General features: G+C 56.3%; 18 protein-coding genes and 1 tRNA gene. 10 read left to right on the top strand and 9 right to left on the bottom strand.

The annotated features are described in order from the left end of the window. The first annotated feature begins 126 nt into the window (after positions 1 to 126). Positions 127 to 1701, top strand: coding sequence for a TraI domain-containing protein (locus AC6I79_RS17370; RefSeq protein WP_498027441.1), 1575 nt, complete (start codon positions 127 to 129; stop codon positions 1699 to 1701). A gap of 34 nt (positions 1702 to 1735) precedes the next feature. Beyond that, positions 1736 to 2695 (top strand): tyrosine-type recombinase/integrase, encoded by a 960-nt coding sequence (locus AC6I79_RS17365; protein WP_498027442.1) that lies wholly within the window; start codon positions 1736 to 1738, stop codon positions 2693 to 2695. A 276-nt stretch (positions 2696 to 2971) separates the two neighbouring features. On the opposite strand, the gene AC6I79_RS17360 is transcribed toward AC6I79_RS17365, so the two are convergent. From AC6I79_RS17360 to aspA, 5 genes are all read right to left on the bottom strand, one after another. After that, positions 2972 to 3047: transfer RNA gene (locus tag AC6I79_RS17360), tRNA-Phe, on the bottom strand. Between the two features lie 108 nt (positions 3048 to 3155). After that, the gene (dicD, locus tag AC6I79_RS17355) at positions 3156 to 3734 is read right to left on the bottom strand and encodes a division control transcriptional repressor DicD (RefSeq protein ID WP_021507771.1); all 579 of its coding nucleotides are present in this window, start codon (positions 3732 to 3734) and stop codon (positions 3156 to 3158) included. Between the two features lie 66 nt (positions 3735 to 3800). Then, the gene (locus AC6I79_RS17350) at positions 3801 to 5498 is read right to left on the bottom strand and encodes a protein-disulfide reductase DsbD (protein ID WP_021507770.1); all 1698 of its coding nucleotides are present in this window, start codon (positions 5496 to 5498) and stop codon (positions 3801 to 3803) included. Between the two features lie 86 nt (positions 5499 to 5584). Continuing rightward, complete coding sequence (locus AC6I79_RS17345) at positions 5585 to 6886, bottom strand: anaerobic C4-dicarboxylate transporter (protein ID WP_021507769.1); 1302 nt, start codon at positions 6884 to 6886, stop codon at positions 5585 to 5587. Positions 6887 to 7000: 114 nt separating this feature from the next. Then, positions 7001 to 8437: an aspartate ammonia-lyase gene (gene aspA / locus AC6I79_RS17340; protein WP_021507768.1), complete on the bottom strand. Its 1437-nt coding sequence runs from the start codon at positions 8435 to 8437 to the stop codon at positions 7001 to 7003. A gap of 375 nt (positions 8438 to 8812) precedes the next feature. Between aspA and AC6I79_RS17335 the strand changes: the two genes are divergently transcribed. From AC6I79_RS17335 to AC6I79_RS17320, 4 genes are all read left to right on the top strand, one after another. Then, on the top strand, positions 8813 to 9265 hold the full coding sequence (locus tag AC6I79_RS17335) for an FxsA family protein (RefSeq protein ID WP_021507767.1): 453 nt from the start codon (positions 8813 to 8815) through the stop codon (positions 9263 to 9265). Positions 9266 to 9459: 194 nt separating this feature from the next. Next, a complete protein-coding gene (locus tag AC6I79_RS17330; RefSeq protein WP_021507766.1) occupies positions 9460 to 9753 on the top strand; it encodes a co-chaperone GroES in 294 nt (97 codons plus the stop codon). A 46-nt stretch (positions 9754 to 9799) separates the two neighbouring features. Then, a complete protein-coding gene (gene groL / locus AC6I79_RS17325) occupies positions 9800 to 11455 on the top strand; it encodes a chaperonin GroEL (protein WP_021507765.1) in 1656 nt (551 codons plus the stop codon). A 195-nt stretch (positions 11456 to 11650) separates the two neighbouring features. Next, positions 11651 to 11998, top strand: coding sequence for a DUF4156 domain-containing protein (locus AC6I79_RS17320; RefSeq protein ID WP_021507764.1), 348 nt, complete (start codon positions 11651 to 11653; stop codon positions 11996 to 11998). 147 nt (positions 11999 to 12145) lie between these two features. On the opposite strand, the gene epmB is transcribed toward AC6I79_RS17320, so the two are convergent. Next, on the bottom strand, positions 12146 to 13174 hold the full coding sequence (epmB, locus tag AC6I79_RS17315) for an EF-P beta-lysylation protein EpmB (RefSeq protein ID WP_058759602.1): 1029 nt from the start codon (positions 13172 to 13174) through the stop codon (positions 12146 to 12148). Positions 13175 to 13214: 40 nt separating this feature from the next. Between epmB and efp the strand changes: the two genes are divergently transcribed. From efp to epmA, 3 genes are all read left to right on the top strand, one after another. Continuing rightward, on the top strand, positions 13215 to 13781 hold the full coding sequence (gene efp / locus AC6I79_RS17310; RefSeq protein WP_021507762.1) for an elongation factor P: 567 nt from the start codon (positions 13215 to 13217) through the stop codon (positions 13779 to 13781). Positions 13782 to 13932: 151 nt separating this feature from the next. Beyond that, complete coding sequence (locus tag AC6I79_RS17305) at positions 13933 to 14067, top strand: entericidin A/B family lipoprotein (RefSeq protein WP_031279745.1); 135 nt, start codon at positions 13933 to 13935, stop codon at positions 14065 to 14067. A 164-nt stretch (positions 14068 to 14231) separates the two neighbouring features. Next, complete coding sequence (epmA, locus tag AC6I79_RS17300) at positions 14232 to 15209, top strand: elongation factor P--(R)-beta-lysine ligase (protein WP_021507760.1); 978 nt, start codon at positions 14232 to 14234, stop codon at positions 15207 to 15209. A 64-nt stretch (positions 15210 to 15273) separates the two neighbouring features. Here the strand turns inward: epmA and degS are convergent, their stop codons facing one another. From degS to zapG, 3 genes are all read right to left on the bottom strand, one after another. Continuing rightward, positions 15274 to 16347 (bottom strand): outer membrane-stress sensor serine endopeptidase DegS, encoded by a 1074-nt coding sequence (degS, locus tag AC6I79_RS17295; RefSeq protein ID WP_021507759.1) that lies wholly within the window; start codon positions 16345 to 16347, stop codon positions 15274 to 15276. An 86-nt stretch (positions 16348 to 16433) separates the two neighbouring features. Beyond that, on the bottom strand, positions 16434 to 17804 hold the full coding sequence (gene degQ / locus AC6I79_RS17290) for a serine endoprotease DegQ (RefSeq protein ID WP_031279744.1): 1371 nt from the start codon (positions 17802 to 17804) through the stop codon (positions 16434 to 16436). A 108-nt stretch (positions 17805 to 17912) separates the two neighbouring features. Further along, on the bottom strand, positions 17913 to 18317 hold the full coding sequence (gene zapG, locus AC6I79_RS17285; protein WP_021507757.1) for a Z-ring associated protein ZapG: 405 nt from the start codon (positions 18315 to 18317) through the stop codon (positions 17913 to 17915). A 184-nt stretch (positions 18318 to 18501) separates the two neighbouring features. On the opposite strand from zapG, the gene zapE reads away from it, so the two are divergent. Further along, positions 18502 to 19629 carry a cell division protein ZapE gene (zapE, locus tag AC6I79_RS17280; RefSeq protein ID WP_058759600.1) on the top strand — a complete coding sequence of 376 codons (1128 nt, stop codon included), beginning with the start codon at positions 18502 to 18504 and terminating at the stop codon, positions 19627 to 19629. Positions 19630 to 19750: the final 121 nt, after the last annotated feature.

Here is a 19750-nt window from a genome sequence, read left to right as displayed (position 1 = left end):
ACCACTTCTGAACATTTTAACAAGCAGGATTTCTGTCAGAGACGGTTACGGGTTTCCGGTTGAAATTGTCCGGAGAGCTTTTAGCTTAGCGTCATATTCAGCAGGCATATTACGGCGGAGGTGACGGTGATTGGACTTAACTGGTTAACAGGCAGGGGCAGACAGGAAAACCAGCACGTAGAGGGACTATCTAAGGGCGACACATCCCCCCGGCCTGTTGCTGATGGTAGTTGGCACCCAGCTCTGACGGGCAGTGCGCAGCTTCAGACAAACGAGTACCGTCGTCTTATCCGGGTGCTGACAGAAAACAGTCCGCTTTCAAAGGAAGTCACTGAAGCCTGGTGGCTCAGGCCTCTGGAGGAGATGGCGGCACGGGTGCAGGCCTGCCCGGCTGCCTGGTCCGGCCCGTACTCTGGTCCCGGAGGTTTTAATGAACTAAGCCTGAACGTGGCCGCGCGTGCGGTCAGGCTGGTGCGCGGCATGATGCTTCCAGCAGGCGCCACGCCTGAAGAACAGGCTGAGCAAACGCCCGGCTGGGTCTGTGCGGCATACTGGGCCGGGCTGTTCCATCATCTGCCCTGGCTTATGCAGGTGGAGGGGGCTCTGAAGAACGGTCGGGTCTGGTATCCCGGCCTGAGCGTGCCCGGAGATCAGTGGCGGGTCAGGCAGACCACTGAACCCTCAGGCGAGATGAACTGCGTATTTGTAGCGCTAAGACTATTGCCTGAGACGGCCCTGTTGTGGCTTCAGCGCTGGCCCGCTCTGTCTGATACACTCCTGCTCTTTCTGTCGGGACGCCGTGCCGAAGCCGGGACACTAACCAGTATTGTGAACGATGCCCTGAGCAGCTGCTGTCTTTCAAATGAGACCGTAATGTCCGGGCAAAAACCGCAGCAGGCCCTTCTGGTTAATATAACATCTGTAACAGACCATACCCCCCCGAAATTATATGAAGTAAAACCTAACTCATTGTCCAGTCTCGATAATGCTGAAGGTATTTTAGTGCCAATCAAAAATGTATTTTTGGACTACAGTTCTGCTCAGGAAAGTGAGTTGTCGCCTGAGAAGATTGTCCCGCCTGCTCCTTCACTGGTGCTGGAATCCGCACTCACAGCAGAGGAAGCCCTGCTTTCTGCAGAAAACGCCATCAGTAAGGGAGAAGAAGAGCAGACGCAGGGCTATACGGAGAATCTCCTGTCATTGCTTGATTTAATGGCTGAAGGGAAAACTGCTACGGCATTGGATAATTCTTCTTCGGATAATCGTCCAGCCACGCCAATTACAACTGAGGTGTTTCATTCCGATGAAAACAGGAAAGATAAGGGAGAACAATCCGGTGTGCTCTTTCTTGAGTGGATCAGGGACAGCATTGAGGACGGCAGGCTGAGCGTAAATCAAAAGGACAGTCTGCTTCACGTTCTGGCGCAGTTTGTTTTTGTGGTCTCACCGGCCTGTTTTTACCGTTACACCACGACTGCAGGAGTAAGTGATACGGATAAGGCCAGACTACAAAAAAGTTTTGAGGCACTGAACGTACACCATTCACGAAATGGTAAGGGGTTATTCCATTACCATCAATACGATACGCCGGATAAGAGCGGTCGTTTTACAAAAGTGTCAGGCTATATGATTAATGCCGACATTTTATTTAAAAAAGGGAGCTGTCCTTCGGACAGCACATGGCTTTCTGCCAGGAAATGACTGGCTGGGGAGCATTTATAAAACTGAGGTCAAAATGAAAGATTCATGTTCATTTGATGAACTTATTGAAGGATATTTTTTTAGTAAAACTCTTCGAGTTGCAACTGAATGGAGTTACAGAAAAGTATTAAAGACTTTCCTGAACTTTGCTGGAGCAGCCATATCTCCTGCTGATGTTGATGACGGGTTGGTTTTAAACTGGCGCAGACATGTAATTAATGTTGAGGGTCTAACAAAAACCACATGGAACAATAAGCTCACACACATGAGAGCATTGTTCAATTTTGCGATAGAGGAAGGTTATATTTCGACAGCCAAAAATCCCTTTAATGGCAAGATTGCACGGCCAGATGTAAAGCGAAAGAAAACCCTGACTGATATCCAGATTAATAAAATATATCTTTTAATGGAGGCCAGGGAGGCGGATGAACAGTATGGTAAAAACTATAACCACAGGTCGGCATTGAGGCCTGCATGGTTCTGGCTTACCGTGTTGGATGCTTTACGAAGGACAGGGATGAGGCAGAATCAGCTTCTGCATATACGATTATGTGACGTTAATTTTATGCATAACTGGATAAGCCTTCGACCGGAAGGAGCAAAAAACCATCGCGAACATCTTGTTCCGATCACACGTCATCTGAGACCAAGATTAGAAATGCTTTATAACCGTTCTCTGGAAAGAGGAGCAAAGATGGAGGATCAGCTTTTCAATTTATCCCGATTTGATGGTCGCAGGAATGAGACAAGTGAAAACATGGATAATCCACCATTGCGTGCATTTTTTCGCCGGCTTTCAAACGAATGTGGCTTTGTTGTAAGTCCTCATCGATTCCGGCACACCATAGCTACAAATCTGATGAGTATGCCTGACCGAAACCTAAAAATGGCTCAGGATCTTCTGGGCCATTCATCGCCTGCAGTCACTCTGCAATACGTTGAAAGCGACATTAACAAGGTTAGGAGCGTTCTCGAACAGCTGGAGGTGGCCTAAGAGTAATCTTAAGTCAAATCTTAACGATATGATTCTTGAAGAGGAAAAAAAGGGAGGCAAACCTTTACAAAAGATTGACAGAAAACATTTCTAAAGGTAAATACGATGCTGAAGTATTTTTTAAGGATGTGAGAAGTCCAGAGGATGCTACAACATCCTCCGGACTTTAAGTCCCGTGTTCAACAATGGTGCGGTAAGCAAACTACCAACATCATGCTGGGGACCACTGTCATGCCCGTTAAGGATCTCAACCCCTAACGAACAGGCTCTGAAGAGTGGTGCCCGGAGGCGGAATCGAACCACCGACACGGGGATTTTCAATCCCCTGCTCTACCGACTGAGCTATCCGGGCAACGGGGCGCATTAAACCCTAATGGCTCACAGCCGTCAACGGGTTTCGTAAAAAAAGCGTAGCAATCGTGACTGATTGCCTGCTTTTCAGGCAGGGTGAACAAAAAGCCTACGCCAGCGCACCGTTTTGCCGGCACAGCGCGATGCTCAGCACATCTTCAGCCAGACGCCGCGCGGTAGCGACATCCTGCACGTTGCGCTTCACCAGCAGCTTACTCAGACAGCCTTCGAGGATCAGCTCCATCTGATCGGCCACCATGCTGGGGTTGTCCAGCGCCAGGTCGACGAGGATTTCATGGGTGAACTGCCAGGAACTGCGCTTCTGCTGTTCGGCGAGCTGGTGCACCGGCTGATCCGGCTGGGGATAGAAACTGCAGGCGGCAATAAACAGGCAGCCGGGAAAGCGGCCTTTACTGACGTGCTCTGCCAGCACGTCGTAACGCGCCAGCAGCTTTTGTGCTGCACTGAGGCGCTCATCCAGCTGCACCTGGCGGCGCCAGCTGTCAATCTGCTGGCCGTGAAAGCGCAGCGCGTCATACAGCAGGGCATCGCGATCGGGCCAGTAGCGCTCCAGCTGATCGCTGGCGAGGCCGCTTTCGCCAGCCAGCTGCTGCAGCGAGGTGGTCGCGGCAAGGCCGCTCTGTTCGAGCACATTCAGCGCATGCTCAAGGATCTGTTCGCGTTGCAAAAGACTCTCCTCCGGAATGCGGGCCCGGGCGCGTACGCCCGGACAGTGTCGTGCAACCAGTTTCGTTTAACGCGGCAGATTGTGCAAATGGGCGCGGAAATCCGCGGCGTTAAGGAAGCCGGTGACGCGTGAATCGGCAATCTCTTTGCCCTGCGCATCGAAGAACAGGATGGTCGGCAGGCCAAGCACCTGCAGATGCTGCAGCAGCGCGTTATCCTGCGCATTGTTGGCTGTTACGTTAGCCTGCAGCAGCTGCACGTTGCTCAGGGCGCTGCGCACGCCGTCATCGCTGAAGGTGTATTTTTCAAACTCTTTGCAGGCCACGCACCAGTCGGCATAGAGATCGACCATGGTGATACGGCCCTGCGCCTGCTGTAATGCGCTATCCAGCTGCTGGCTGTTGCTGATGCGCTGGAACGGCAGGTGCGCGACGCTTTGCGTACTGCTGCTGCCAAATGCCCAGTCCTGCAGCGGGCGCGCCACCACCAGCGCGGCCGCCAGCATGATGATCGGCAGCACGCGCGCTGTGCCGCGCGCGCTGAGACTCAGGCTGAACGCCCAGGCAAAAAATGCCACGCCGAGCAGACTCCACAGCCGCAGTCCCCAGATATCGCCCAGCACGCGCTCCAGCAGAAACACCGGCAGCGCCAAAATCACAAAGCCAAAACCCTCTTTTACGCTCTGCATCCACGGACCGCTTTTCGGCAGCAGCCGGTTGCCGAACATCGTTACAGCAATCAGCGGCAGTCCCATGCCGAAGGCGTACAGCCACAGCGTGCCGGCTCCGGCCCACAGATTACCGCTCTGCGCGATATACAGCAGGATGGCGCTGAGCGGCGCGGTGGTGCAGGGTGAGCAGATTAGCCCAGCCAGTGCGCCCATCATAAACACGCCCGCCAGCGACCCGCCTTGCTGACGGTTGCTCCATAGCGTCAGACGCGTCTGGAGGCTGGCAGGCAGCTGCAGCGTGAACAGGCCAAACATCGACAGCGCCAGCAGCACAAACAGCACGGAGAGGCCGATTAACACGTAAGGATGCTGCAGCGCAGCCTGGAAACGCAGCCCCGCCGCTGCCACCACCATACCGAGCAGGGTGTAAGTCAGCGCCATGCCCTGCACGTAAACCAGTGCGAGGGCGAACAGCCGGCCCAGCGAGTAGCGGCGCTGGCCACCAAGAATGATGCCGGAGATCAGCGGATACATCGGCAGCACGCAAGGCGTAAAGGCCACGCCGATGCCAATCAGCAGCGCCCACAGCGGCGAAAACGGCAGCGGCGTGCGGTGAGCGGCCGGTGATGCCGCGATTACCGGCGCGGCGCTATCGGCAGCAATCGCCGTCAGCGGCACCGAGCGGGTCTCCGGCGGATAGCAGAAACCGGCCGCGGCGCAGCCCTGATAGGTCACGCTGAGCGTTGCACCGGCATCGGCCTGGCGCAGGGTGATCGGCAGCTGTACGTCCTGCGGATAGATTTCGCTCTTGCCGTAAAACTCATCTTCGTGCGGCTGGCCCGGCGGCAGCGTGACCGGCGCCAGCTGCGCGTGTTGCGCGCTGATGTGGAATTGCTGGCGATAGAGGTAATAGCCGTCTTTCACTTTCCAGCTCAGCGTCAGCTGATGGCCCTGCAGGCTGAAATCAAAGCCAAAGGCCTGATCGACCGGCACAAAGCGGTTGTTGGTGGTGGGCGAGAACAGGCTGGCCTGCGCCGACAGGCAAAACAGCAGCGCCAGGCACAGGCTTAGCAGGCGGGAAAATCGAGCAGCCATGACGAATTAATCAGCTCCAGTGGCGAATGAGCCGCGATAATAACACGGCCGCTGCGCCACGAGGTTTTCAGGATGTAACCACGACGCTACAGGATCAGGCTGCCGAACAGGAAGCCAAACGCCACCGAGAAGGTAATCGCCAGCACGCCGGGAATGATAAACGAGTGGTTGAACACGTATTTACCAATGCGGGTCGAGCCGGTGTCGTCCATCTCCACCGCGGCCAGCAGCGTCGGGTAGGTGGGCAGCACGAACAGCGCGGACACCGCGGCGAAGGAGGCGACCGCCGCCAGCGGCGACACGCCGAGCATCAGTGCGGCCGGCATCAGCGCTTTGGTGGTGGCCGCCTGCGAATAGAGCAACGTGGCAGCAAAGAACAGCACCAGCGCCAGCATCCACGGATAGCCCTGCAGCATGTCGCCGGCCAGCGTCTGGATGTCGCTGAGGTGCGCCTTGACAAAGGTATCGCCCAGCCAGGCGACGCCCATCACGCAGATACAGGCGCTCATGCCGGATTTAAACGTGCTGGCGCTGAGGATTTCACCGGTTTCCACTTTGCAGGTCAGGCAAATCAGCGTAGCAACCGTCAGCATAAACACCACAATGGCTTCGTTACGCGGCAGCACCGGATTGCTGATCAGGCCCACGCTGTCGCTGATTGCCGTCGCGTACAGCACCACCGCCGCAATACCGATCAGGAACAGCAGCACCGCGCGTCTGGCACCCGGCTTGATGTGATAAACCTGCTCACCGCGCAGCGTTACTTCACCTTTCGCCAGGCGCGCCTGATAGACGTCATCTTCTTTGAGCTCTTTGCCGAGGAAGTTGGTGATCACGGCGGCACAGAAAATGGCCAGCATGGTGGCAGGCAGCGCGACGCCGAGCAGCGCCAGATAACTGACGCCGCGCGGTTCAAGAATCGAGGCAAAAAATACCACCGCGGCCGAAAGCGGCGAGGCGGTGATGGCGATTTGCGACGCCACTACGGCTATCGACAGCGGGCGCGAAGGACGTACGCCTTGCTCTTTGGCCACTTCCGCAATCACCGGCAGAGTTGAAAAAGCGGTGTGCCCGGTACCCGCCAGCAGCGTCATCGCATAGGTCACCAGCGGCGCAAGGAAAGTGACATAGCGCGGATGGCGGCGCAGCAGGCGTTCCGCCAGCCCGACCAGATAATCCATGCCGCCAGCAACCTGCATCGCGGCGATGGCCGCAATCACCGCCATAATGATCTCGATGACATCGAACGGGATCGCGCCGGGTTTCATGCCGCAAACCAGCGTCAGCACCAGCACGCCTAAACCGCCGGCAAAGCCAATGCCGATGCCGCCGAGGCGCGCACCCAGCCAGATCGCCAGCAGGACGATGAGCAATTCCACCACTACCATAGTTTCACTCCCTGAAGTGCCGCCACACGCAGCCACTTTAGTTATAGACGTCAAAATAAAAAAGCACGCCGTATTGTATACAGGCGTGCTTCAGACGACTTGATCCGGAACGGATTACTGTTCGTTTTCGTCGGTGTAGCGTTTGGCTTTGTATTCCGGGTGCATCAGGTTCTGGATGGAGAAAATATCGTCCAGCTCGGCTTCGGTCAGCAGACCGCGTTCCAGCACCACTTCGCGTACGCTCTTACCGGTTTCAGCACAGATTTTCCCGACGATATCGCCGTTGTGATGGCCGATGTACGGGTTGAGGTAAGTGACGATACCGATGGAGTTGAACACGTAGGCTTCACAGACCGCTTTGTTGGCGGTGATGCCATTAACGCATTTTTCCAGCAGGTTGTAGCAGGCGTTGGTCAGGATGCTGATCGACTCAAACAGCGCCTGGCCAATCACCGGTTCCATCACGTTGAGCTGCAGCTGACCGGCTTCAGAAGCCATGGTCACCGTGGTGTCGTTGCCAATCACTTTAAAGCACACCTGATTGACCACTTCCGGTACCACCGGGTTAACTTTCGCAGGCATGATCGAAGAACCGGCCTGCAGTTCCGGCAGGTTGATTTCGTTCAGGCCGGCGCGCGGACCGGATGACAGCAGGCGCAGGTCGTTACAGATTTTCGACAGTTTCACCGCCAGGCGCTTCAGCGCTGAATGCACCATGACGTAAGCGCCGCAGTCTGAGGTGGCTTCAATCAGATCTTCGGCGGGCACCACCGGCAGGTTGCTGACTTCCGCCAGGCGCTGTACCGCCAGCTGCTGGTAGCCGTCCGGTGTGTTGAGGCGGGTGCCGATCGCCGTGGCGCCGAGGTTAACCTCCAGCAGCAGTTCGGCGGTACGCAGAATGCTGCGCGTCTCTTCGTTCAGCAGTACGTTGAACGCGTGGAACTCCTGACCGAGCGACATCGGCACCGCGTCCTGCAGCTGGGTGCGGCCCATCTTCAGGATGTTTTCAAACTCCACCGCTTTGCGCTGAAAACCTTCGCTCAGCTGGCCAATCGCGTCGAGCAGTTTGAGGATCGAGGCGTAAACCGCAATGCGGAAGCCGGTAGGATAAGCGTCGTTAGTGGACTGACACTTATTCACGTGATCGTTCGGGTTGAGGTACTGATATTCACCTTTCTGGTGACCCATCAGCTCCAGACCGATGTTAGCCAGCACCTCGTTGGTGTTCATGTTGACCGAGGTACCCGCGCCGCCCTGATAGACATCAACCGGGAACTGGTCCATGCACTTACCGTTGTTCAGCACTTCATCACAGGCCTGAATGATGGTGTTGGCGATGTGGCGGGGGATGGTTTGCAGCTCTTTGTTGGCGAGCGCGGCGGCTTTTTTCACCATCACCATGCCGCGAACAAACTCAGGGATGTCGCTGATTTTACTGTTACTGATATAGAAGTTCTCAATCGCACGCAGAGTATGAACACCGTAATAGGCATCTGCCGGAACTTCACGCATGCCTAACAGGTCTTCTTCGATACGAATGTTGTTCGCCATGATTACCTTCTTATTATTGCTGCTGTGTTACTGCCGGGCATCCGGAATGGATGGGCGGCGAATAACGTGCAGGTGAAGCAATTATATTGTCGTGGAATACCAGTGCCGACATTTTATCCATCTTCGGGCTGGCGAGCACGATCATATTCTGTCACTGCAGAAATGCTTGTGCACAGATCACTTTACGGACATTTGCTGGCCCAGCGGTAATAACGATATGTGATGTACTTCGCAATTTTAAGTCAGTGGCATAAATTTAACAGCGGCGGTTGAATTTCCCCGGCCGCGTGCCCATCTCATACGTTATGGTCATGCTGACCCTTCAATTTTGCTGCCCCGCACGCTGCGTGGCGGCGTGACTCACAGGAGATATCGGTGCGCTGGTTACCGTTAGTGATTTTTTTTGTTCTGGCCTGGATTGAGATCTCGATTTTCATCCAGGTGGCGCACGCGCTCGGCGTGCTGCTGACCATGCTGCTGGTGATTTTTACCTCGTGCATTGGTGTGTCGCTGGTGAAAAACCAGGGCATGAAGAACTTTATGCTGATGCAGGAGAAGCTGGCGCGTAACGAGAGCCCGGCGGCGGAGATGATCAAAAGCGTGTCGCTGATCATCGCCGGTTTTCTGCTGCTGCTGCCGGGCTTCTTCACCGATTTCCTCGGCCTGCTGCTGTTGCTGCCGCCGGTGCAGAAACACCTGACGCTGAAGCTGATGCCGCACCTGCGCGTATGGCGCGGCCCGGGGCAGGGCCCGGACAGCGGCGTCACCATGGACGGCGAGTTTGAGCGCAAAGATCAGGATCGTATCGGTCACGATAAAGATCGCTGAATGTAAGCGGAGCGGCGTAAGCCGCCCTTTTTGCTGTCTTTTTCGTCATCTGTTACGCAAACGAAAATTTTTTATTTTTTTGCCCTTGAAAGCCCCTTTTCTGCCCCTATCTCTCTCTCCACGAGGCCGGAACCCTCAAGCCCGGCGTTCAACCCAAAAATGAATGATTGGACTTCTCAAAGGAGAGCTATCAAATGAAAATTCGTCCGTTGCACGATCGCGTTATCGTCAAGCGTAAAGAAGTTGAAGCCAAATCTGCTGGCGGTATCGTTCTGACCGGCTCTGCAGCAGGCAAATCAACCCGCGGTGAAGTACTGGCTGTTGGCAATGGCCGCATCCTGGAAAACGGCGACGTGAAGCCGCTGGACGTGAAAGTGGGTGATCTGGTGATTTTCAGCGAAGGCTACGGTGCCAAGACTGAGAAAATCGACAACGAAGAAGTTCTGATCATCTCTGAAAGCGACATTCTGGCGATTGTTGAAGCGTAATTTACGCGTAATTCACTGAACGAAACGAATTTAAGGGATATTTGAAATGGCAGCTAAAGACGTAAAATTCGGTAATGACGCACGCGTAAAAATGCTGCGTGGCGTGAACGTACTGGCAGATGCAGTAAAAGTTACCCTGGGCCCGAAAGGCCGTAACGTGGTTCTGGATAAATCTTTTGGTGCACCGACCATCACTAAAGATGGTGTTTCTGTGGCACGTGAAATCGAGCTGGAAGACAAGTTCGAGAACATGGGTGCGCAGATGGTGAAAGAAGTCGCTTCTAAAGCCAACGACGCAGCAGGCGACGGCACCACCACCGCTACCGTTCTGGCACAGGCTATCGTCAACGAAGGCCTGAAAGCCGTCGCGGCGGGCATGAACCCAATGGATCTGAAGCGCGGTATCGATAAAGCCGTTGCCGCAGCCGTTGAAGAGCTGAAAACCCTGTCTGTACCATGCCAGGATTCCCGCGCTATCGCGCAGGTAGGTACCATTTCTGCCAACTCCGATGAAAGCGTCGGTACCCTGATCGCTCAGGCGATGGACAAAGTGGGTAAAGAAGGCGTGATCACCGTTGAAGAAGGCACCGGTCTGCAGGACGAGCTGGACGTGGTTGAAGGTATGCAGTTCGACCGTGGCTACCTGTCTCCGTACTTCATCAACAAGCCAGAAACCGGTGCAGTGGAGCTGGAAAGCCCATTCATCCTGCTGGCTGACAAGAAAATCTCTAACATCCGCGAAATGCTGCCAGTGCTGGAAGCTGTGGCGAAAGCCGGCAAACCACTGCTGATCATCGCAGAAGACGTGGAAGGCGAAGCGCTGGCTACGCTGGTGGTTAACACCATGCGCGGTATCGTGAAAGTGGCTGCGGTGAAAGCGCCGGGCTTCGGCGACCGTCGTAAAGCGATGCTGCAGGATATTGCTATCCTGACCGGCGGTACCGTGATCTCTGAAGAGATCGGTATGGAGCTGGAAAAAGCGACGCTGGAAGACCTGGGTCAGGCAAAACGCGTGGTGATCAACAAAGACACCACCACCATCATCGATGGTGTGGGCGATCAGGGCGCCATCTCTGGCCGCGTGACGCAGATCCGTCAGCAGATCGAAGAAGCGACGTCTGACTACGACAAAGAGAAACTGCAGGAGCGCGTTGCAAAACTGGCAGGCGGTGTAGCCGTACTGAAAGTAGGCGCAGCGACTGAAGTTGAAATGAAAGAGAAGAAAGCACGCGTTGAAGATGCCCTGCACGCTACCCGTGCTGCGGTTGAAGAAGGCGTGGTTGCCGGTGGTGGTGTTGCGCTGGTGCGTGTTGCGGCGAAAATCGCAGCATCTGGCCTGAAAGGTCAGAACGAAGACCAGAACGTCGGTATCAAGGTTGCTCTGCGTGCGATGGAAGCGCCACTGCGTCAGATCGTTTCTAACGCCGGTGAAGAGCCATCTGTGGTTGCTAACAACGTGAAAGCGGGCGACGGTAACTACGGTTACAACGCGCAGACCGAAGAGTACGGCAACATGATCGACTTCGGTATCCTGGATCCAACCAAAGTGACCCGTTCTGCGCTGCAGTACGCATCTTCTGTGGCCGGTCTGATGATTACCACCGAAGCGATGGTCACCGACCTGCCGAAAGGCGACGCACCTGACTTAGGTGCTGGCGCTGGCGGCATGGGTGGCATGGGCGGTATGGGCGGCATGATGTAATTGCCCTGAACGTCTGAGCTGTTGAGAAACCCCCGATCGGAAACGGTCGGGGGTTTTTCTTTTGCCGGCGAACAAGGTATAAGTAAGGGCGCAATACTTCGGCTTTGCGGGTTTAGGGCAATGAATGTTCAGAAAAAATGTGCGCTTTTCTGCTACGCTGCCGCCCGACACTGATGATAATAAATGGGGATTATAATGCGGATTAACCTCTCGCTCGGACTGGCAGTCGGTACCTTACTGCTGGCGGGCTGTAGCACCTCCAACCAACTGAGTGCCGCCGGCGAACGTGTCACCTTTGTTGATCAACAGCCAGGCAGCCAATGTCAGCTGCTGGGCAATGTTACCGGCTCGCAGAGCAACTGGCTGACCGGCTCAGGCGGTGAAGGCAGTTCACTGCGTGGTGCGGCCAACGACCTGCGTAACCGCGCAGCGGAGATGGGCGGCAACGTGATTTATGGTGCCACCAGCCCGACGCAGAATCTGCTGTCTGCCTTTGCCCCGCTCGACAGCAAAATGTCGGGTCAGGTGTATAAGTGCCCGTAATGGCAGAGCAGCAATAAAAAAGCCGCGAGAGCGGCTTTTTTGTTTTTGAGTACAGTTCCAGCACGGTCGCCATCAATGGCGACACTACGGTGATGGCGCCGACTGTAGGGTGCGCATTCATGCGCACCGGGCAGCTGGCAGGGAACGTCACTCCTGACGCAGCTGCAGATCCAGCGGCGTTTTGCTCGGCTCACCACCAATTTCCCGCGCCAGCTTCGGCACCATATAGCCCGACACCATGGTCAGCAGCTGCCGCACCAGCGCCCGTGCCTGCTCATCCGGCACAAAGAAGTGCGCCGCCCCCTGCACCTTATCCAGCACATGTAAATAGTAGGGCAGGATGCCGGCATCAAACAGCGCATTGCTGAGCTGTGCCAGAGTCTGCGCATCGTCATTAACGCCGCGCAGCAGCACGCTCTGGTTCAGCAGGGTGACGCCGGCGCGTTTAAGCCTCTGCATGCGTTCGCGCAGCGCCTCGTCAATCTCCTGCGCGTGGTTGATGTGGCTGACCAGCAGCACCTGCAGACGCGTATCCGCCAGCAGCTGGCATAGCCCTTCAGTAATGCGCGCCGGAATCACTACCGGCAACCGGCTGTGAATGCGCAGGCGTTTCAGGTGCGGAATGTTTTCCAGCGCGCCAATCAGCCACGCCAGCTCCTGATCTTTCGCCATCAGCGGATCGCCGCCGGAGAAGATGATCTCGTCCAGCTCGGGATGGGCGGCAATGTAATCAATCGCCGCCTGCCAGTTGCGCTTGTTGCCCTGATTATCCTGATAGGGGAAATGCCGGCGGAAGCAGTAGCGGCAGTTCACCGCGCAGCCGCCCTTGACCAGCAGCAGCGCGCGGTTTCTATACTTATGCAGTAAGCCCGGCACCACGCTGCTCTGCTCATCGAGCGGATCGGTGCTGTAACCTGGCGCATCGGTAAACTCCTGACGGCTGGTCAGCACCTGCAGCAGCAGCGGGTCCTGCGCATTGCCGCGCTGCATGCGCTGAATAAAGGCGCGCGGTACGCGCAGGGCGAACAGACGGCGTGCCTCGCTCCCGGCTGCCAGATCCGCGTGGTTTTCGAGGGCTAAAAGTTGCAGTAATTCAGCAGGATCGGTGACAACATCAGCAAGTTGCTGCAACCAATCTTCTCTGACGGGGGGATTTAGGGTTACAATGTGTGCCATTTTTTTGGCTATTACCAGTTAATATCTACAGAGGGCCTTTATGGCGACTTATCTTAGCAACGATTTTCGTGCCGGTCTTAAAATCATGTTCGAAGGCGAACCGTATGCCATCGAATCCAGTGAATTCGTTAAGCCGGGTAAAGGCCAGGCGTTTGCACGTGTTAAAATGCGTCGTCTGCTGACCGGTTCACGCGTTGAGAAAACCTTCAAGTCTACCGACTCCGCCGAAGGCGCAGACGTGCGTGACATGACGCTGCAGTACTCTTACAACGACGGTGATTTCTTCTACTTCATGCACCCGGAAACATTCGAACAGTATCAGGTTGAAGCCAAGGTACTGGACGACGTGACCAAATGGCTGCAGGACAACGCCGAGTGTATCGTAACCCTGTGGAACGATAAACCGATCGCCGTTCAGCCACCGAACTTCATCGAAGCAGAAATCACCGAAACTGACCCAGGTCTGAAAGGTGATACTGCCGGTACCGGCGGCAAGCCAGCGACGCTGTCTACCGGCGCCGTGATCAAAGTGCCACTGTTCGTACAGATTGGCGAAGTGGTAAAAGTAGACACCCGCTCTGGCGAATACGTTTCCCGCGTAAAATAATCGTCAAATCAGGCGCATCATCGATGCGCCTTTTTTATTTCCGCGCTCTTCCCCGCACCGCGTCTTTTTTCAGCAGCTTAACCGCCATCATGGCGTATCCGGTCTATGCTTTAAAAGCTGTACTTTTACTGCAACCAACAAGGATATGGCTATGTTAAAGAAAAGTATTGTCGCGATTTTCTCGGTACTGGTGCTTTCCTCGCTGCTTTCTGCCTGTAACACCACGCGTGGCGTAGGCGAAGATGTTGAAGCGGGCGGTCAGGCAATTCAGCGCAGCGCGCAGTAACTAAAACCGGTGCGAAACCTGCTTTCGTACCGGCTTTCTCTTCCTCCTGTTGTCCTGCCAGCGCCTGTGATTTCTGAAACTGCCTGCCGCGACGGCGGTGCCGTTGTTTGCCGTCAGCAATACGGGTAGACTTCCTCCCCTTGTCTGTATAAGGAGTCATCACCATGAGCGAAACGGCAAGCTGGCAGCCGAGCGCACCCATTGCCAATTTGTTGAAACGCGCCGCCATCCTGGCGGAAATCCGGCGTTTCTTTGCCGATCGCGGCGTACTGGAAGTGGATACGCCTGCCATGAGCCAGGCGACGATCACCGACATCCACCTGGTGCCATTCCAGACGCGCTTTGTCGGACCTGGCGCGGCAGACGGGCGCGATCTGTGGCTGATGACCAGTCCGGAATATCACATGAAGCGCCTGCTGGCAGCGGGCAGCGGCCCGATTTATCAGATGGGGCGCTGCTTCCGTAATGAAGAGGCCGGGCGCCACCATAATCCGGAATTCACCATGCTGGAGTGGTATCGGCCGCACTACGACATGTATCGGCTGATGAACGAAGTCGACGACCTGCTGCAGCAGGTGCTGGAGTGCGACAGCGCCGAATCGCTATCGTATCAGCAGGCGTTTATCCGTCATCTGGAGATCGATCCGCTGTCGGCGGACAAGGCGCAGCTGCGCGAAGCGGCGGAAAAGCTGGGTGAGGGCGAGCTGGCGAATCGCGAAGACGATCGCGACACGCTGCTGCAGCTGCTGTTTATGCTGGGCGTGGAACCGAAAATTGGTCTCGATAAGCCGTGCTTCGTCTATCACTTCCCGGCCAGTCAGGCGGCGCTGGCGGAGATCAGTACCGAAGATCACCGCGTGGCAGAGCGTTTTGAGGTCTATTACAAAGGCGTTGAGCTGGCCAACGGTTTCCGCGAACTGACCGACAGCCGCGAACAGCGTCAGCGCTTTGAGCAGGATAATCGCCGTCGCGCTGCGCGCGGTTTGCCACAGCATCCGATTGATACTTACCTGCTGGATGCGCTGGCGCACGGCATGCCGGCCTGTTCCGGCGTGGCGCTGGGCGTCGATCGCCTGATTATGCTGGCGCTGAAGGCCGATGCGCTCAGTGAGGTGATCGCTTTCCCGGTCGATCGCAGCTAGTTACGCCGCGGTTCTGCACACCCGGCCGCGGCTCAGCGATGGCGCTGTCCGCGGCCGGGTGCGTTTACGGCGAGGTATTATTGGCCGCTTCCGGAAACTCCTGGATGGTAACCGGCAGCGTCATCTTCTGCTCATTGCGCAGCACCTGCACATCAATCACCGATCCCGGGCGGATTTCTGCCACCTGGTCCATGGTCTCCTGCGCGGACAGCGCCGGCTTACCGTTCACCTGCAGCAGGACATCATTGGCCTGAATGCCGGCGCGATCCGCCGGACCGCCCGGCGTCACTTCGCTGACAATAATGCCCTGCACCCGATCGAGGTTGCTGCCCTGACCGTGCAGCGGCGGCAGTTCGCGCCCGGTAATGCCGATATAACCACGGATCACCCGGCCATCGCGGATCAGCTTATCCATGATTTTGGTCGCCAGCGCGGTCGGAATGGCAAAACCAATGCCTTCCGGGGTTTCGCCGTCGTTGCTTTTGTCGAAAGTCAGCGTGTTGATGCCCATCAGCTCGCCCAGCGAGTTAATCAGCGCGCCGCCGGAGTTCCCCTGGTTGATCGAGGCATCGGTTTGCAGGAAGTTCTGCCGACCGGAGGAGCTCAGACCGATGCGGCCGGTGGCGCTGATGATGCCCTGGGTGACCGTCTGGCCGAGGTTGTACGGGTTGCCAATCGCCATCACCACATCACCAATATGCGCGACACGTTTGGCGTTGATCGGGATTACCGGCAGATTAGAGGCGCTGATTTTTAACACCGCCAGATCGGTCATGGCGTCGGAGCCCACCAGCGTCGCTTCAAAAAAGCGTCCGTCCTGCAGCGCGACGATAATCTGGTCAGCGTTATTGATGACATGTTTGTTGGTGAGGATGTAGCCTTTCGCGTTCATGATGACGCCGGAACCGAGCGTGGTAATGCCGCGATTATTGTTACCGTGCGCGCTGCGGTTATAGACGTTGACCACCGCCGGCACAGCACGGCGCACGCCCTGATTGAAACTGAAGGGCGCTTCATCGGCGCTGCTGTCGTGATCAAAGGTGACGTTGCTGCCCATTCGCAGCGCCGGGATCGCGACAAGCAGTAAACCTGCCACGATCAGGCCCATCACCACAGAACGTAAAAGTTTAAGAAACATGGTGTTATTTCAGGCAAGAGTTGATCGCAGGGCAGAATAGCACGAGAAGGGCGGACAAACACCTGCTTGTCCGCCCGTTGCGAGGATTATCGCAGAAGCAGGTAAATACTCTCGTCGCCGCGCACCACGTTCAGCGCCAGTACCGGCGGTTTGCCCTCCAGCACTTTGCGCATCTCGGCGAGGCTCTGCACCCGCGTACGGTTGACGCCGACAATCACATCGTCTTTCTGCAGGCCAACCTGTTCTGCCGGCGTGCCTTTTTCGATGGTATCGACTTTGACCCCTTTATCGCCGGCTTTGGTATTGCCGTCACTGAGCGTGGCGCCCTGTAGCGCTGGCGACATCAGCTGGGCGCTGGCGGTGCTCTGCGCGCTCTGTTCCAGCGTTACGGTCACCGTCAGCGGTTTGCCATCGCGCAGCAGACCGATTTTCACCTGCTGGCCTGGCGGCGTGGTGCCGACTTTCACCCGCAGCTCGGCAAAGCTGGTGATTGGCTTATCGTTAATGGCGGTAATGATGTCGCCCGCTTTGATGCCCGCCTGTTCCGCCGCCGACTTCGGCAGCACTTCAGAGACAAATGCTCCGCGCTGCGCATCGACGTTAAACGCTTTCGCGATATCGGCGGTCATTTCTGTCCCTTTGATCCCGAGCTGACCGCGCTTCACTTCGCCGAACTGAATCAGCTGCTGCGCCAGGTTCATCGCCATGTTGCTGGGGATGGCAAAGCCAATACCAATGTTGCCGCCGCTCGACGCCAGAATGGCGGTGTTAATGCCGATCAGCTCGCCGTTGAGGTTCACCAGCGCGCCGCCAGAGTTACCACGGTTGATGGCGGCATCGGTCTGAATAAAGTTTTCCAGCCCTTCCAGATTCAGCCCGCTGCGGCCCAGCGCCGAGATAATGCCGGACGTCGCCGTCTGGCCGAGGCCGAACGGGTTGCCGATCGCCACGGCGAAATCACCCACTTTCAGCGCGTCAGAATCAGCAATTTTCACCTGCGTGAGGTTTTTTGCGCCTTCTACCTGAATCAGCGCGATGTCGGTTTGCTCGTCATGACCAATCAGCTTTGCGTCATATTCGTTGCCATCACTCAGCTGCACGCTGATTTTATCCGCACCGTTTACCACGTGATTGTTGGTCAGAATGTAGCCTTTAGCTGCGTCGATGATGACGCCGGAACCCAGTCCTTCAAACGGCTGTGGCTGAGACTGCCCGGGCGCCTGGCCAAAGAAGCGCTTCAGCGGCTCGGGAATATCCTGGCCCTGCTGACCGCTGTCGGTGCCCTCGACATGCACGCTGACCACCGCCGGCAGCACTTTTTCCAGCATCGGTGCCAGGCTTGGCAGTGCTTGTCCCTGAATCTGTGCCGGCAACGTGGCCATGGCACCCGGCGTCGCCGCCAGACTCATCCCAATGCTCAAGGCTAATGCGCTTAACAGTCGTGCTGGTTTTTTCATTGCTATGACGCTCTCGCTGCGAAAAGGGGGATAAAAGAAGTGTGACAGTTATTGGTAATAAGCGTTCGGAAAACAAAAAGGGCACAGCCATGCTGTGCCCCAAAAGGATTAACTGCGGGTGGTGCGTTCGCCGCTGCGCAGCAGGCCCGATGCGCCTTCAGAGTAGTCGCGCGGGATCTGCACCGGCGCCTGGTCGTTATCGGCCTCGGCTTCCGTCAGCTGGTAAGCAAACGGGTTTTTCTCGCCGGGCAGATTTGGCAGCAGGTCATTCGACCCTTTCGCCATGTGCTGATACAACTGCCGATAGTCGCGCGCCATGTTGTCCAGCAACTCTGCGCTGCGCGCAAAGTGGTTGGTGAGCTCTTCGCGGTAATCCGCCAGCTCCGCTTTGGATTTTTCCAGTTCGTACTGCATGCTGCGCTGCTCACGCAGCTTTTTGTTGCCAAAACGCATCGCTACCGCGCCGACAATAATGCCAATCACTAAACCAATCAGCCCGTATTCCCAGGTCATAATGACTCCCGTGTAATTTCCGTTGCTTCGTAGGGCATTGCTTCTGTTTCAACTTCAATAGTAGCCACTATACCCGTTAATCCATCGGAAGTGGAATCCTCGGGCTGTATCGCTTAGTGTAGAGCGGCCTAATTTTCGACAACCGACACGTGAATCGGACTTTTTCAGGGATTCTGAGAGAACCATGCAAACCTCATCTCCGCTTGCGCGCTATGAGCAGGCGCTGTCGCAGGGCGAGTTTCGTCCGGACGATGTACAACGTGACGCCATCACCCGTTTAGATCGCATTCAGCAAGGCCTGATTGCCCGCCAGCAGCAGCCGCAGCCGGCAGCTAAAGGGCTGTTTGGCCGCTTATCAAAGCTGATGAATAAAGCGCCGGAGAGCCATGAAGCGCCGGTGCGTGGCCTGTATATGTGGGGCGGCGTCGGACGCGGTAAAACCTGGGTAATGGATCTGTTTTTTCAGTCTATTCCTGGCGATCGCAAACTGCGTCTGCATTTCCATCGCTTCATGCTGCGCGTGCACGAAGAGTTAACGCAGCTGCAGGGCCACAGCGACCCGCTGCTGATTGTCGCTGACCGTTTCAAAGCGGAAACCGATATTCTCTGTTTCGACGAGTTTTTCGTCTCCGACATCACCGACGCAATGCTGCTTGGTACGCTGATGGAAGCGCTGTTTGCCCGCGGCATCACGCTGGTGGCGACCTCCAACATTCCGCCGGATGAGCTGTACCGCAACGGCCTGCAGCGGGCGCGTTTTCTGCCGGCTATCGAGCAGATCAAGCGCCACTGCGATGTGATGAATGTCGATGCCGGCATTGATTATCGCCTGCGCACCCTGACATCGGCCCATCTGTGGAATTTCCCGCTTAACGACGCGACGCACGCGGAGATGGAGCGCATGTTCAGCGCGCTGTCCGGTAAACCGCGCGGCGACGCGCCGGTGCTGGAGATTAACCATCGCCAGCTGCCGACGCTCGGCGTTCACGAAGGCGTACTGGCCATCAACTTCCTCGCGTTGTGCGGTGAAGGGCGCAGCCAGCACGATTACATTGAGCTGTCGCGCCGCTTCCACAGCGTGCTGCTGTACGATGTGCCGGTGATGATTTACAAAACGGAAGACCAGGCGCGGCGGTTCCTCGCGCTGGTGGATGAGTTCTATGAGCGCCACGTCAAGCTGGTGGTGGCGGCAGAAACCTCGCTGTTTGAAATCTATCAGGGCACGCGGCTGAAATTCGAATATCAGCGCTGTCTGTCGCGCCTGCAGGAGATGCAGAGCGAGGAGTATCTTCGCCTGCCGCACCTGCCCTGAGGGGCAAACAGAAATCACCGCTTCGGGCGCAAAAAGAGTCGATCTTTAGATTCGACTTCTCTATAATCTTGCGACCCCACGTTACAGCACAGGCTTTCTTTTCCCGGAAAACTGTGTGATC

The organism is gamma proteobacterium symbiont of Scutellera amethystina, from assembly GCF_059730845.1.
The sequence above is the reverse complement of the archived record's forward strand: the minus strand, read 5'-3'. Positions and strand labels throughout refer to the sequence as shown.

Excerpts from the sequence above, each read along its gene's own strand:
- AC6I79_RS17365 (WP_498027442.1), top strand. The coding sequence starts at position 1,736 with ATGAAAGATTCATGTTCATTTGATGAACTTATTGAAGGATATTTTTTT.
- AC6I79_RS17350 (WP_021507770.1), bottom strand. The coding sequence starts at position 5,498 with ATGGCTGCTCGATTTTCCCGCCTGCTAAGCCTGTGCCTGGCGCTGCTG.
- AC6I79_RS17345 (WP_021507769.1), bottom strand. The coding sequence starts at position 6,886 with ATGGTAGTGGTGGAATTGCTCATCGTCCTGCTGGCGATCTGGCTGGGT.
- aspA (WP_021507768.1), bottom strand. The coding sequence starts at position 8,437 with ATGGCGAACAACATTCGTATCGAAGAAGACCTGTTAGGCATGCGTGAA.
- AC6I79_RS17330 (WP_021507766.1), top strand. The coding sequence starts at position 9,460 with ATGAAAATTCGTCCGTTGCACGATCGCGTTATCGTCAAGCGTAAAGAA.
- groL (WP_021507765.1), top strand. The coding sequence starts at position 9,800 with ATGGCAGCTAAAGACGTAAAATTCGGTAATGACGCACGCGTAAAAATG.
- AC6I79_RS17320 (WP_021507764.1), top strand. The coding sequence starts at position 11,651 with ATGCGGATTAACCTCTCGCTCGGACTGGCAGTCGGTACCTTACTGCTG.
- epmB (WP_058759602.1), bottom strand. The coding sequence starts at position 13,174 with ATGGCACACATTGTAACCCTAAATCCCCCCGTCAGAGAAGATTGGTTG.
- efp (WP_021507762.1), top strand. The coding sequence starts at position 13,215 with ATGGCGACTTATCTTAGCAACGATTTTCGTGCCGGTCTTAAAATCATG.
- AC6I79_RS17305 (WP_031279745.1), top strand. The coding sequence starts at position 13,933 with ATGTTAAAGAAAAGTATTGTCGCGATTTTCTCGGTACTGGTGCTTTCC.
- epmA (WP_021507760.1), top strand. The coding sequence starts at position 14,232 with ATGAGCGAAACGGCAAGCTGGCAGCCGAGCGCACCCATTGCCAATTTG.
- degS (WP_021507759.1), bottom strand. The coding sequence starts at position 16,347 with ATGTTTCTTAAACTTTTACGTTCTGTGGTGATGGGCCTGATCGTGGCA.
- degQ (WP_031279744.1), bottom strand. The coding sequence starts at position 17,804 with ATGAAAAAACCAGCACGACTGTTAAGCGCATTAGCCTTGAGCATTGGG.
- zapG (WP_021507757.1), bottom strand. The coding sequence starts at position 18,317 with ATGACCTGGGAATACGGGCTGATTGGTTTAGTGATTGGCATTATTGTC.
- zapE (WP_058759600.1), top strand. The coding sequence starts at position 18,502 with ATGCAAACCTCATCTCCGCTTGCGCGCTATGAGCAGGCGCTGTCGCAG.